General features: G+C 73.0%; 12 protein-coding genes. 7 read left to right on the top strand and 5 right to left on the bottom strand.

The window, feature by feature from the left end; translation table 11 throughout:
* Window positions 1-209: 209 nt before the first annotated feature.
* The 3 genes from ACFYR0_RS07035 to ACFYR0_RS07025 all read left to right on the top strand — a co-directional run bounded on the left by ACFYR0_RS07035 (window position 210) and on the right by ACFYR0_RS07025 (window position 4,130).
* Window positions 210-1,646 carry a family 2B encapsulin nanocompartment shell protein gene (locus ACFYR0_RS07035; RefSeq protein ID WP_389322704.1) on the top strand — a complete coding sequence of 479 codons (1,437 nt, stop codon included), beginning with the start codon at window positions 210-212 and terminating at the stop codon, window positions 1,644-1,646.
* A 529-nt stretch (window positions 1,647-2,175) separates the two neighbouring features.
* Window positions 2,176-3,195, top strand: a complete 1,020-nt coding sequence (locus ACFYR0_RS07030; RefSeq protein WP_389322803.1) for a family 2 encapsulin nanocompartment cargo protein terpene cyclase — start codon at window positions 2,176-2,178, stop codon at window positions 3,193-3,195.
* Window positions 3,196-3,257: 62 nt separating this feature from the next.
* Entirely contained in the window at window positions 3,258-4,130 is an 873-nt protein-coding gene (locus ACFYR0_RS07025; RefSeq protein WP_389322702.1) for a geranyl diphosphate 2-C-methyltransferase, read from the top strand.
* A gap of 10 nt (window positions 4,131-4,140) precedes the next feature.
* Here ACFYR0_RS07025 and ACFYR0_RS07020 read toward each other — a convergent pair whose 3' ends face one another.
* Complete coding sequence (locus ACFYR0_RS07020; protein WP_389322700.1) at window positions 4,141-5,340, bottom strand: esterase-like activity of phytase family protein; 1,200 nt, start codon at window positions 5,338-5,340, stop codon at window positions 4,141-4,143.
* Between the two features lie 166 nt (window positions 5,341-5,506).
* On the opposite strand from ACFYR0_RS07020, the gene ACFYR0_RS07015 reads away from it, so the two are divergent.
* Window positions 5,507-6,412 carry an SGNH/GDSL hydrolase family protein gene (locus ACFYR0_RS07015; RefSeq protein WP_389322698.1) on the top strand — a complete coding sequence of 302 codons (906 nt, stop codon included), beginning with the start codon at window positions 5,507-5,509 and terminating at the stop codon, window positions 6,410-6,412.
* Window positions 6,413-6,419: 7 nt separating this feature from the next.
* Here the strand turns inward: ACFYR0_RS07015 and ACFYR0_RS07010 are convergent, their stop codons facing one another.
* Window positions 6,420-6,902: a VOC family protein gene (locus ACFYR0_RS07010; RefSeq protein WP_389322696.1), complete on the bottom strand. Its 483-nt coding sequence runs from the start codon at window positions 6,900-6,902 to the stop codon at window positions 6,420-6,422.
* Between the two features lie 212 nt (window positions 6,903-7,114).
* Here ACFYR0_RS07010 and ACFYR0_RS07005 point away from each other — a divergent pair, with 212 nt between their 5' ends.
* Both ACFYR0_RS07005 and ACFYR0_RS07000 read left to right on the top strand, forming a co-directional pair.
* Window positions 7,115-7,753: an ATP-dependent Clp protease proteolytic subunit gene (locus ACFYR0_RS07005; protein ID WP_389322694.1), complete on the top strand. Its 639-nt coding sequence runs from the start codon at window positions 7,115-7,117 to the stop codon at window positions 7,751-7,753.
* A 2-nt stretch (window positions 7,754-7,755) separates the two neighbouring features.
* A complete protein-coding gene (locus ACFYR0_RS07000; protein ID WP_386379940.1) occupies window positions 7,756-8,358 on the top strand; it encodes a ClpP family protease in 603 nt (200 codons plus the stop codon).
* Between the two features lie 7 nt (window positions 8,359-8,365).
* Here ACFYR0_RS07000 and ACFYR0_RS06995 read toward each other — a convergent pair whose 3' ends face one another.
* From ACFYR0_RS06995 to ACFYR0_RS06985, 3 genes are all read right to left on the bottom strand, one after another.
* Window positions 8,366-8,740, bottom strand: a complete 375-nt coding sequence (locus ACFYR0_RS06995; protein ID WP_389322692.1) for a helix-turn-helix domain-containing protein — start codon at window positions 8,738-8,740, stop codon at window positions 8,366-8,368.
* Between the two features lie 86 nt (window positions 8,741-8,826).
* A complete protein-coding gene (locus tag ACFYR0_RS06990) occupies window positions 8,827-9,300 on the bottom strand; it encodes an ATP-binding protein (RefSeq protein ID WP_389322690.1) in 474 nt (157 codons plus the stop codon).
* Between the two features lie 86 nt (window positions 9,301-9,386).
* Window positions 9,387-10,616 carry a DUF6777 domain-containing protein gene (locus ACFYR0_RS06985; RefSeq protein ID WP_389322688.1) on the bottom strand — a complete coding sequence of 410 codons (1,230 nt, stop codon included), beginning with the start codon at window positions 10,614-10,616 and terminating at the stop codon, window positions 9,387-9,389.
* Window positions 10,617-10,787: 171 nt separating this feature from the next.
* On the opposite strand from ACFYR0_RS06985, the gene ACFYR0_RS06980 reads away from it, so the two are divergent.
* Complete coding sequence (locus ACFYR0_RS06980; protein ID WP_389322686.1) at window positions 10,788-12,053, top strand: streptophobe family protein; 1,266 nt, start codon at window positions 10,788-10,790, stop codon at window positions 12,051-12,053.
* The last annotated feature ends 22 nt before the right edge of the window (window positions 12,054-12,075 follow it).

Below are 12,075 nucleotides of genomic sequence, written 5' to 3'. Positions count from 1 at the left end.
TCACCGGATCGCAACGCCCGGCACGGCACCTCGCCGCGTTGTCGCATCACCCGAGTGCATCCGGTACGCGGACGATGCTCCGCCTTGCGACGCACCGCACCGGACGCGGCGAGCTTTCCGGCAAACCTCTCCGGCCACAGCACCAGTCATCGAGCCTGACCCGCTCGCCCACCGACGATCATGTGCCCGTTCATCTCCCGGGAGGGAATGTGTCCACGCCGGACAGCACCGCCGAGGCCGTCACCGACGGCCCGGCCCCCGCATCCGACGGTCAGCTCACCAGTCTCGGCACCCAGGCCGCACGCAATCTCGCGACCACCACCAAGTCCGTGCCCCAGATGCGGGGCATCTCCTCCCGATGGCTGCTGAAGGCCCTGCCGTGGGTGGACGTCAGGGGCGGCGCCTACCGTGTCAACCGGCGGCTCAGCCTGCGCCCCGGCGGGGGCCGGGTGCACTTCGAGCACAACGGCGCCGACGACATCCGGGTCGTCCCGGAGACCCTCACCGAGCTCCCCGCCCTGCGCGGCTACGACGATCCCGACGTCCTCAGGGAGATCGCCGCCCGCTTCCGGGTACGAGAGGTGCGCGCCGGACAGGTCCTGTACGAGGCGGGGCAGCCGGTCACCGAGAACTACCTCGTCGTGCACGGCCGCTTCACCCGCTACACGGCCGGTAAGTACGGCGAGGAGCAGACCGTCGGCACCGTCACCGACGGCGACCCGCTCGGCGACGAGGCGATCGGCCGGCCGGACCCGCTCTGGCCGACCTCCGTGCGCGCCGACACGGCCGGCACGGTGCTGGTGCTGCCCCGGGAGGTGGTCCGCGAGTTCACCGACCGGGTCCCCTCACTGGCCGCGCACCTCACGGCGTACGGCGAACGGCAGCGGCTGCCGGTGAACCGCAAGGGTGAGGCCGAGGTGCCGCTGCAGGCCGGCCACAGCGGTGAGCCCACGCTGCCGGGCGGCTTCGTCGACTACGAACTCACCCCGCGTGAGTACGAGTTGTCGCTGGCCCAGACCGTGCTGCGGGTGCACACCAGGGTCGCCGACCTCTACAGCGAGCCGATGGACCAGACCCAGCAGCAACTCCGCCTGGCCATCGAGGAGATCCGCGATCGCCAGGAGTGGGAGCTGGTGAACAACCGGGAGTTCGGGCTGCTGCACAACGTCGACCACGGACAGCGCGTCAGTACGCACACCGGACCGCCGACGCCGGACGACATGGACGAGCTCCTCTCCATGCGGCGCGGGACGAAGCTGTTCCTCGCCCACCCGAAGGCCATCGCGGCGTTCTTCCGGCAGTGCAACCGGCGCGGTCTGGTGCCGGGCACGGCCACCGTGAACGGACACGAGGTGCCCGCCTGGCGCGGGGTGCCCGTCTTCCCCTGCGGCAAGATCCCGGTCACCCCGCAGCACACCACCAGCATCCTCGCGCTGCGCACGGGCGAGGCCGACCAGGGCGTGGTCGGCCTGTACCGGACGGGCATCCCGGAGGAGTTCCAGCCGGGCCTGAACGTGCGGTTCACGGGCATCGACACCGCCGCGATCCTCAACTACCTCGTGACCGCCTACTACTCGCTGGCCATCCTCGTCCCCGACGCGGCCGGAGCCCTGGAGAACGTCCAGATCGGCCGGACCGCCGACTGACCGCGTGGAGCACGCACACATGACCACGTCCGCACCGCCCCCGGCAGCGCCCGCGCTGCCCGATCCCCCCGCGTCCGCCCCGCAGCCGCGGACCCCGGCGGCGTCCACCGCACCGCCCGTGAGCCCGCCGGAGCCCGCCGCGCCGCGCCCGCTGCCCGGCCCGCCGAACCTCGCCGCCGAGTTGCGCGCCCGCCGCGCCGGGGCCGACGTACCGGAGCGGCCCGCCCCGCCGGGACCCGCCCTGCCGCCGGCGCCCGGACCGGCCCGCTCCCCGCTGCCCGAACCACCGGCAACGGCACCGGCACCGGTCCCTCCGCCCGAACCGGCGGACCCGGTCCCGGCGGCACCTCCCGAACCGCCGGCACCGATCCGTCTTCCGCTGCCCGGTCCCCCGGACATCGCCGCGGCCCTGCGACCGCACTGGCCCTCCCCCGCCCCCCTCGGCCCGCCGGACCCACCGGTCCCCGGCGCGACCGCACCCGGGCCACCCCCGCCACCCGACCCCGCCCCCGGGCGCACCGCGTTCGCCCTGCCCGGCCCACCGGGTGCCGTCGCCGGGCCGCGCACCCGGCGCAGCGGAGCCGTCCCCGGACTCCGGCACCGTCCGGTCGCCCCCGCCGACGCCGGCCGGGCGAGCGAGGTGGACCGCAGGCTGGAGGACTGGGCACGCGGGCTGGACCTGTTCCCGGAGACCTGGTCGGGGGACTTCTCTGGCTTCCAGTTCGGCCGGGCCGTGGTGCTCCAGCATCCGGGCGCCGCCGATCTGGACCGGCTCACGGCCGCCGGGAAGCTGCTGCTGGCCGAGAACCTCGTCGACAGCTGCTACTGCGAGGAGGACGAGGGGCGGGGCGCCTCCCACCGGGGCCTGGGCGGCCGGCTGGTGCTGGCGCAGTCCGCGCTCGACCCCTACCACGGCACACCGGAGCTGGAGGAGGAGTGGCGCCAGGGCATGCACACCGACGGGCCGCTGCGGTCGTACTTCTGGGCCATGAAGGACTTCGCCGCGCTCGCCACTCCCAGCCAGGCCACCCGCTATGTGCACGACATGGCCCGGCTGCACCTGGGCTATCTCGGCGAGGCCGGCTGGGCGGAGACCGGGTACCGGCCGCGGGTCTGGGAGTACCTGGTGATGCGCCAGTTCAACAACTTCCGCCCCTGTCTGTCGATCGTGGACGCCGTGGACGGCTACGAGCTGCCCGAGGCGCTGTACTCGCGGCCCGAGGTCCAGCGCATCACCGCGCTGGCCTGCAACGCCACCACGATCGTGAACGACCTCTACTCCTTCACCAAGGAACTGGGCGATCCGGCGCACCTCAATCTGCCCGTGGTGGTCGCCGCGAACGAGCGGTGCGGGCTGAAGGCCGCCTACCTCCGCAGCGTGGAGATCCACAACCGGGTCATGGAGTCCTTCGAGACCGAGTCCGCGCTGCTGTCGGCCGGTTCACCCGTCCTCGCCCGCTACGCCCAGGGGCTGTCGGACTGGGTGGCCGGCAACCACGAGTGGCACGCCACCAACAGCCACCGCTACCACCTGCCCGACTACTGGTGACCCGGCCCTCCCCGGAGCCGGCCCCGATCCACCGTCATACGTCCGAAGAACAAGGAGTTCCGTTGACCTTCGCCCCCGACACCCGCACCGCGACGCTGCCCACCCAGTCCACGTACCAGAACCGCGTCGCGGACTACTGGAACGCCGAGGAGAACCCGGTCAACCTCGAACTCGGACGGGTCGACGACCTGTACCACCACCACTACGGCATCGGGGAGGCCGACTGGACCGTGCTCCAGGAGGACGACCCCGAACTGCGCAGGGCGCGCCTCACCGCCGAGCTGCACCGGCTCGAACACGCCCAGGCGGAACTGCTCGCCGGGTACCTGGGCCGGCTCACCCCGCAGGACCGGGTGTTCGACGCGGGCTGCGGACGCGGCGGCGGCAGCGTGACGGCGCATCTGCGGTACGGCTGCCACGCCGACGGCGTGACCATCTCCGCCAAGCAGGCGGAGTTCGCGGGCGCGCAGGCCCGCAAACGCGGCATCGACGACAAGGTGCGCTACCACCACCGCAACATGCTCGACACCGGCTTCGAGACCGGCGCGTACGCGGCGTCCTGGAACAACGAGTCGACCATGTACGTCGAGCTGGACCTGCTGTTCGCCGAGCACTCCCGGCTGCTGCGCCGCGGCGGGCGCTATGTGACGATCACCGGCTGCTACAACGACACCTACGGCCGGGCCTCGCGCGAGGTGTCGCTGATCAACGCCCACTACATCTGCGACATCCACCCGCGCTCGGAGTACTTCCGGGCGATGGCCCGCAACCGGCTGGTGCCGGTGCATGTGGCCGACCTGACGGAAGCGGCCATCCCCTACTGGGAGTTGCGCCGCCAGGCCGACCACCTGGTCACCGGGATCGAGGACACGTTCCTCGACGCCTACCGCAACGGCAGCTTCCAGTACCTGCTCATCGCGGCGGACCGGGTCTGACGCACCGGGTCTAGCGGAAGGCGCGCGGGTCGGCGTGCAGTCGCTCGGCGAGACGGACGGTGATGAACTCGTTGTCGTCCGCCTCGCCGGGCGTACGGCCCGACGAGAAGGGGAAGTTGTTGTCGTTCAGCACGGCCAGGGTGCGGTCGTCGAGCAGGACGACGTCCTCGATGGTGGTGAAGGGGAACCGGAAGGTCTCCCCGAAGCCGCCGACGCCCCTGGGGTTGGCGATGTCCAGCAGGTCGGCCACCAGGGTCTTGTCGAGCAGGCCGTCCTCGTCGCGGTCGCGGGTGTCGGCCAGGTAGATCCGCTTGAACTTGGCGGCGTCACCCTGGCCGCCGTCGCGCTCGATGACGAGGAAGCGGTGGCGGTCGACCGCGACGGCGTCGCCGATGGCGTGGGCCGACGACTCCAGACGGTAGACGAACCGCTTGCCGGTGTAGGCGCCGCGGCGCGGGTCGAACTCGCTGAAACGCAGGTCACCGGGCGTGTCACCGGTGACCGAGCCCTCCAGCAGCGGGTACAGGCGCCGGCCGTCGACGGACCGGACCAGCCCTTCGAAGCCCTTGCTGGAGCCTATGGTGGCCTGCTCCCCGGTCCGGGCGGCGGTCTCCGGAGCCCGGACCCCGTCCAGCGCGACCGGCGCCCGGAGCAGCCGGCCGCGGGCGGAGAAGTGCAGCAGGTACGGGCCGAACTCGTCGCCCATCCAGTAGGTGCCGTCCGCCGACCGCACGATCGACTCGACGTCGAAGTCGGCGCCGGTCAGCCGGCGGTCGGCGCGGGTGAGCGGGAACGGCACCAGCCCGTCGGGGTCGCTGAGGCCGAAGCCGCCGAGCACACTGACCTCGCCGGTCCTGGTGTCGGGTGCGATGCGGTGCACACGCAGCAGGAAGTCGGCGCTGTTGGCCTTGGCGCCGTAGCCGTTGTCGGAGAGCACGTCGAAGGTGCCGTCGTGCCGGTTCACGATGCCGCTGAAGCCCTGCACCGGCTGGCCGGCGAACGGGGCGGCGATGCCGTTGAACGGGCCCGCGCCGATGAACGCGCCGGACGGTTCACTGTCCGGTACGAAGGTCTCGGCGGGCAGGGACGCGAATCCGGTGAGCGTGGCACGGCCGAAGTCCCCGGGGCGGGGCGGGTTCCCGGCCGTGGCCGGCGAGGCCAGGGCGAGCGTGAGGACGGCGGCGCCGAGCAGGAGATAAGGCTTTCTCATGCCGCGCACCGTAGGGACGGCGTGTGACGCGCACCCCAACTCCGCGCCAAGAAACCACACACAGTTGCGCCGCACCGGACGCCTCCCTTGTCCGGGGGGTGACTACCGCCCCCGCGCGGGATGTGCTTGCCTGGGGAACTCCTCTGTCCGGGGCGGGAGTCGGCGAATGCGCAGACCGTGGTTCGTGGGAGCACTGCTGACCGGTGCGCTGCTGCTCGCCGGGTGCGGCGACCCGGCGTCCGGGCGGGACGTGGCCGCTCCCCTGCCGGAGACCACCCACCAACGGGCCGCCGCCTCCCCCACGGCCGCGCCCTCGCCCCCGCCCACGACGGCTCCGGTCGTGCTGTATCTCGGGGACTCCCTGGCCATGGAGAACCAGAACGTCCTCGGCCAGGAACTCCGCCGCGACCTGCGCGCCCGGTACACGAGCGCCCCCTACTCGGGCACCACGCTGTGCGACTACCTCGAGGGCACGGGCGAACGGTCGCTGGTGCCGGACACGGACAAGGCGGCGGCACTGGTGCGCGGACTGCGTCCGGACGTCGTGGTGCTCCAGTTCTGGGGGAACTCCTGGGGCTACACGCCCTGCATGGACGGCATCACCTACGCCGGGTCCCGCGAGCGTTATCTGGAGCGCTACACCGCCGACGCGCGGCGGCTGACCGAGCAGATCGCCGCGGCGGGCGGCGCCAGGCGGCCGGCGATCGTGTGGGTGCTCCAGGGCCCGGACCCGATGACCCCGGAGCGGGTGCGGCTGGTGAACCGGGTGTACGAGGAACAGGCCGCGGCGTCGAAGGACGCCGTGGCCGACGCGGGCCGCGCGGTCAGCCTCGCCTCGGACCGCTACACCTGGACCCGGCATCTGCCCTGCACGGCGTACGAGCGCGCGCACCCCGGCTACTGCACCGAGCCGGGGCGGGGCCGCACCGCGCTGCACCGCGACGACGACCATCTGCATTTCTGTCTGGCCCCCACGACGAGTACGCCGAAGCCGTGCCCGGTGCGCTCCCCCGGCATCCTGCGGCTCGCCCGGGAGATCACCCGGGCGGTCGCGGAGCGCACCGGACACTGACCGGCGCTCACTCGCCCGCGTGCGCCTTCTCCAGGGCGGCGATGTCGAGCTTCTTCATGCCCAGCATGGCCTGGGTGGCCCGGGACGCCTTCTGCGGGTCCGCGTCGGTCGTCCACTCGGCGAGCCGGTCCGGGACGACCTGCCAGGAGACGCCGAAGCGGTCCTTGAGCCAGCCGCAGGGGCCCTCCTCGCCGCCGTTCTCGGTGAGCTTGGTCCAGTAGTGGTCGATCTCCGCCTGGTCCGCACAGAAGATCTGGAAGGAGATCGCCTCGTTGAACCTGAACTCCGGGCCGCCGTTGAGGGCGCAGAACCTGTGGCCGTTGGCCGTGAACTCGACCGTCAGGACGGTACCGGCGGGGCGCATGGAGCCCTCGGGGTAGTGGGAGACGCTGTCGACGCTGGAGTTCTTGAAGATCGAGACGTAGTACTGCGCGGCCTCCTCGGCCTGGTCGTCGAACCACAGGCACGTGGTGAAACCGTCGGCGGTCATGTCGTCCTCCTGGGGTGGGAAACCCGGTCGCGAGTAGAGACCGGGGCGGCGCGCGGAACTCATCGCTCCTCGCCCGAGAAGTCCCCCGCGCGCCCGGGGAAGGCCCGCGCTCTGCCCTCGGCAGATCTGCCGCGGGCAGAGAAACCCCCGGTGGGCGCGGTGGTGGGGCAACAGTGGAGGCGACGGCGTCCACGACCGCACGAGGAGGACCGATGACTCCGTTCACCATGCTCGCCCCGCGGGCCGAGGAGGGCGACACAGCGCCCACCCGGTTCGACGACCATCTCGCCGCCCAACTGCTCGGGCAGCGGATCGTGCTGCTGGGCACCCAGGTCGACGAGGTGTCGGCCAACCGGGTGTGCGCCCAGCTGCTGATCCTGTCGGCGGAGGACCCGCACACCGACATCAGCCTGTTCGTGAACAGCCCCGGGGGCTCGGTGCACGCGGGCCTCGCCATCTACGACACCATGCGGCTGATCCCCAACGACGTCTCCACGCTCGCGATGGGCTTCGCCGCCAGCATGGGCCAGTTCCTGCTCGGCGTGGGCACGGCCGGCAAGCGGTACGCGCTGCCCAACGCGCGGATCATGATGCACCAGCCGTCGGCGGGCATCGGCGGCACCACCGCGGACATCGAGATCCAGGCGGACAACCTGGAGTACACCAAGCGGACGATCGAGCGGATCACCGCCGAGCACACCGGGCAGAGCCCGGAGACGATCTCCCGGGACGGTGACCGCGACCGCTGGTTCACGGCCGAGGAGGCCCGGGAGTACGGACTGGTGGACCAGGTCGTGGAGTCGTTCGCCGATGTGCGGCCGGCCGCGACGAAGCGACGGATGGGACTGTGACCATGGGCGGCTACACGATTCCGAACGTCATCGAGCGCACCCCGCAGGGCGAGCGGTCCTTCGACGTGTTCAGCCGGCTGCTGAACGAGCGGATCATCTTTCTCGGCACCGAGATCGACGACGGTGTCGCCAACGTCGTCATCGCCCAACTCCTCCATCTGGAGTCGGCGGCGCCCGAGAACGAGATCGCGATCTACATCAACTCGCCCGGCGGCTCGTTCACCTCGCTGATGGCGATCTACGACACCATGACGTTCGTGTCGGCGCCCATCTCCACCTTCTGCGTGGGGCAGGCGGCCTCCACCGCGGCGGTGCTGCTGGCGGGCGGGGACCCCGGGCGGCGGTTCGTGCTGGAGCACTCGCGCGTGCTGCTCGGCCAGCCCGCCTCCGGCGGCCGCCAGGGCACGGTGTCCGATCTCGCCCTCCAGGCCAAGGAGATGGTACGGATCCGCGCTCAAGTGGAGGAGGTGCTCGCCCGGCACACCCGGCACGAACTCGCCACCCTGCGCGCGGACATGGACCGCGACAAGGTGTTCACCGCCGAGGAGGCCGTGGCGTACGGCCTCGCGGACGAGGTGCTCGGCCGGCGCCTCGTCCGCGTCTGAGCCGGCGTCAGGCGACCAGGCACAGCCCGTTGTGGGACGAGGACGCGGGGGCGGCGCCGCGGGCGGGGCCGCGGCGGTCGGCCAGGCGGATCAGCTCGCCCCGGGCCCGGTCCAGCAGGTCGCCGAGGCCGAGTCCGAGGGCGTGCGCGGCGGCCGCGAGGACCTCGGAGGAGGCCTCCTTGCGGCCGCGCTCCACCTCGGAGAGGTAGGGCATGGAGATCCGGGCGGCCTCGGCCACGTCCTTGAGGGTGCGTTCCTGGGCGAGGCGTTCCCGGCGCAGCACGTCTCCGACCAGGTCGCGCCACAGGGGTTCTCTGGGCGCGGGCTCGGCGGCGGGTCGCAGCGGGATGACACGGGCTTCGTTCGGCGCTCGGTTGGTCACCTGCCCAGCCTAGGAGTCCTGGGCGCGCGGGGAAGGGGGCGGCGTTGCGCCCTGGGTGGAACCGGAGGCGGGGATTCGGGGGCCGGTCAGCCGGGAGCCGTCGCCCGCTCGCCGGCCAGGTCCAGCGTGGCCCGTACCCGCTTGCCGACGGGGACGCGTTCGGCGGTGACCTCGGCCGCGAGGGCGTGCACGATCTCCAGGCCGTGCCGGCCGATCCGGCCGGGGTCGCGGGGGAAGCGCAGCGGCAGCGCGTGGCTGCTGTCGGTGACGCACACCGTCACGGCGTCGTCGGTGCCCTCCAGTTCCAGGATGTACGGGCCGTTGCTGTGCCGGTCCGCGTTGGTGATCAGCTCGCTGACGACGAGGAGGACGGCGCCCTCGGCGCGTTCGTCGATCGCCGCGCACCATTCGGTCCTGAGCCGTTCGACGAAGCGCGCGGCGAAGGACCGCGCCTCGGCTATGCATCCCGGCTCGCCGGTGTAGTGGGTCGTCCGGCGCAGGGGTTCGACCGGCACGTCGAAGGTGGTGGGCGTCGCTGTGTCGTCCCGGTGTTCGATCATCCGTTTCTCTTTCCGAGGCCGCGCGGCAGATCGCTGCCGTACAGAGGCTCGTACCCAGTGAGCGGCTCGCCAGTCCCGGCGCCGGGTCACGACTGCGCCGCCGGTGAGGACGCGCTCTCCGCGGTGACGGTCGCCTCGGAGGTCTGCGAGTCCGGCGGGGCGGGCTCGGACTGCGGCCCCGGCGACGAGGGCCCCGTGCTCGGCGTCGTCGGAGTGGTGGGCGGGCTCGGGCTCTCGGTGGAGGGGGACGGCGAGCTCGGGGACGGGGAGCTCGGGGACGGGGAGCTCGGGGACGGCGAGGTCGGCGCGGTGGTGGTGGGCGGGGGGGTTTCGGTGGGCGGGGCGGTCGGCTTGTCGTGACCGCCGGTGTCGCCCTGCTCGCGGTGGATCCACTCGCCTTTGTCGGGGTCGTAGAGCACGAACACGTTGATCACGACTGGTGCGGGGGTCACCACGACCACCTTCGTGGGCTGGTACCCGGGCCAGGGTTCGCCGGTGCTCCGCGGGGCGACCTGCTGCGCGACGGGCGGCGTCAGCGGGTTGCCGCAGGCGCAGCGGACCCGGGGCACGCCCCGGTCGTCGACGAGGACGGCGGTGCCGGTCTGGAGCACGGCCTGGTAGGGCGTGGCGGCGCCGTCGCGGAAGCCGTGGTTGGTGACCCGGGTGTCCATGCGCAGCTGTACGGGGGTCAGCGAGCGCAGATAGCCGGGGACGCCGTCGGGCTGCACGTCGGCGACGGAGGCGAAGGCCTTGTTCTTGGCCGGGGCGGCCTGCAGCGCCTTGACCTGCTTCTCCACGTCGCAGGTGGCGACGTTGCGGGTGCCGCCGTACAGGCCGGGCGCGCCGCCGTCGACGCCGCGCACCGCGCGGGTGGGTGTCGCGTCGGGGGCCGGGGAGGGGGTGGCGGTGGGCGCGGTGCTGTCGGTCGCGGTGGACTCGGTGAACGGGTCGGGGCCGGAGGTGCCGGCGGCCTGGAGGAAGACCTCGCCGCCGGAGCCGGCGGAGGAGCCGCCGTCGGGGCGGGTGAGCACCACCGTCACGAACACCGCGGCGACCACCACGGCCGCGAGCGCCGCGACCCGGGGCACGGACCGCCACCACGGCGGGTGGGGTCCGGGCGGGGTACCGCCGCCGGAGGGCTGGGAGGGCGGACCGGACGGCGGCTCCCCGGGACCCGAGGGTGGGCCCGAGGGCGGCTGGGAGGGCGGTCCGGCGGGCGGCGGCCCGCCGTGGCCGGAGGGCGGCCGGTTGGGGCCGGAGAGCGGGCCGGAGGGCGGGCCCGTGGGGCGGCCGTTCGACGGCGGTTCGACACTCACGGGGCCTTCTTCCCGACGGCGACCGCGGAGCACGTCACCGCCTTGTACCGCTTTCAACCCATTTCGGTGTGCAGACCTCATTGTCTGTGCCTGTCCCGTACGGCCCGCAAGCGGACGCGGACGGCCCTTCCCGGCGGGCGGGCCGGGCGCGGGCTGCTTAGCGTGGCAAGGGTGAGCCCGCACACCCCTTCCGACCAGGCAGTCGCCCGCCACGGCTGGGTGCAGGCCGGCGCGGCGGTACTGGCCGCCGTGCTCGCCATGGGGATCGTCGCCGCCCTGGGTCTGTGGGCGGCCGGTGCCGCCGATCTGCCCGACGGGGCCTTTCCCCGGGTGACCGCGGCGACCGTCGTCACGGCGGTCGGCGGCACCATCGAGCTGTCCGGGAACGCGGGCGGGCTGGCCGAGTCCTCGGCCGGGCTGACCGTGGTCCCGCTGTCCGTCACCCTGGTGGGCGCCCTGGTGCTCGCCGCGGGCTTTCTGCGTCCGCTGCGGCACCGGGCCGTGGCGGGAGCGCCCGAGCTGGCCGGATGGGCCGCCCGGGTCGCCGTGCTGTGGCTGGCCGCGCTGCTCGGTCTGTCCCTCGGCGCCCGCCAGACCTTCTCGATCCCGCTCGGCGACTCGGCGGTGGCCGACCTCGGCGACGTCTTCGGCATCTCGCCCGAGGTGGGCTTCGAGACCGACCTGCCGCCGACCCTGTTCTTCGGCCTGCTGTGGCTGGCCGGCGTACTCGTTCTCGCGCTGCTGGTCTCGCGCGGGGCCCCCCTGCCGGGCCGGCTGCTGCGCTTCCAGACGTCCGTGCGCCCGGCGGCCCACGCCATGGTCCTGCTGCTCCTGGCGTACGTCGGTCTCGGTCTGGTCATCGCCCTGGTGGTGGCGGCCACCCGGGGGAACGCCGCCGAGACCTTCGCGGTGATCCTGCTCGGGCTGCCGAACCTGATGTGGCTGTGCCTGACCCTCGGGCTGGGCGCCACCTGGGAGGGCAAGGTGGACGGCCCGTTCGGGCTGCCGATGCCGCATGTGCTGGACCAGGTGCTGCGCGGCGAGGAGACCACCGACCTCAACCTGTCCTCGCTCGCCGAGTACGACGGCCGGGTGTGGTGGCTGGTGGCGGTCGACGCCGTTCTGCTGCTGGCGGCCGCGTTCGTGATGGCGGCGCGCTCCCCCGCCCGGGTCCGTGCCTGGCAGCACGCGGTGCACATGGCCGTCGCGCTGGCCCTCACCGTGCTCATGATCTGTCTGGTGGGCCGGATCTCCGCGCACTACGGGCTGTCGGTCCTCGGCATCGGCGATCTCGGCGGCGGTCTGGGCGGTGACATCTTCCTGCGCCCGGTTCTCTGGTCCGCTCTCGGCCTCGCCCTGCTGTGGGGCCTGGTGACGGGCTTCCTGGGCGCCCTGATGGCCCACGGGGTGCGCAGACGGGGCGAGCTGGAGACCTAGGGCCCTTCTGGTGGATCTCCGC

The organism is Streptomyces sp. NPDC005017 (assembly GCF_042873115.1).
Classification (GTDB): Bacteria; Actinomycetota; Actinomycetes; order Streptomycetales; family Streptomycetaceae; genus Streptomyces.
This window is presented reverse-complemented; position numbering and strand designations above follow the sequence as displayed.